Genomic DNA, 865 nt, shown 5'->3' with positions numbered 1-865 from the left:
CTTGATTCTCATCGTGACTGACATCCTCAACAGGAGTCTCTCTTACATACCACTCCTGTCCGTACATTGGAATTTGGAATTGCTGACGCACTGGTGACAACAAATAGGCCGTTGCCCAGTGGAAGAAAGCATTGGCGCGGAATCGTAGCTTGAGCATTGCCAAAGATAATCTAAACGATATTCGTAACCCCATTGGGCAGCGCCATGGGGCCTGGCCCTTTTCCTGGGAACAGTGGTTGATGCCTGCCTCTATTAAGCAATTCCGGCAGATGGTGGGGACTAAGCTGAAATTTAAAAATGTAGATAAGACAGTCCACGCTTTTAAGACGTTTTTCAATCGCCATGCAGATGTGGTGGATATGCTGCCGAACATTTTGGAACGAGGTGGCCCCAATGGACAAGAGCTTTTTCTCAGCATGGTCGAACAGTTAACGACACCAGAATTACTGGCTATTGTGAAGGATTTTGCCCTCAGCCAAAGTGGAACGGACCTGATTGACTGACAAAAGTTTAGTCAGGATTGAACTGAGTAGTAAAGACCTGAAATTCTAACTGAAAGGAGCGTTTCTCATGCTGCCAGCGAGAGGCCATAGCCGGTTCAGGGTCTGTGTTAGACGAGAACACAACACGAGTCACCAGCTGCCAACCATCGATTAAGGCCGCATGAATCCAATCAAGGCCAATGCGAAAATAGCTGTTGCCACGAAACCAATGAGTATCGACCCATCGACGTTTGCCTGAGTCAACGACAGCAACGCCCTGCGCGGTCACGTAAAGTGTCGCGAGCGCTAAGATGAAGCATAAGCGTGAGAGGTCACAAACCGAACGAATCTCAGACCTTTGCAGATTCCAACCACTAGAACTG

Annotated in this window: 1 protein-coding gene and 1 pseudogene; one reads left to right on the top strand and one right to left on the bottom strand. The window is 48.3% G+C overall.

Annotation, left to right across the window (positions count from 1 at the left end):
- Positions 1 to 149 precede the first annotated feature (149 nt).
- Positions 150 to 503, top strand: a complete 354-nt coding sequence (locus DXZ20_RS17935; protein WP_163699623.1) for a hypothetical protein — start codon at positions 150 to 152, stop codon at positions 501 to 503.
- Between the two features lie 7 nt (positions 504 to 510).
- Here DXZ20_RS17935 and DXZ20_RS17930 read toward each other — a convergent pair.
- A pseudogene (locus tag DXZ20_RS17930) lies at positions 511 to 865 on the bottom strand (transposase); the annotation flags it as partial.

This window comes from Adonisia turfae CCMR0081 (assembly GCF_011009555.1).
Classification (GTDB): domain Bacteria; phylum Cyanobacteriota; class Cyanobacteriia; order Phormidesmidales; family Phormidesmidaceae; genus Leptothoe; species Leptothoe turfae.
The sequence above is the reverse complement of the archived record's forward strand: the minus strand, read 5'-3'. Positions and strand labels throughout refer to the sequence as shown.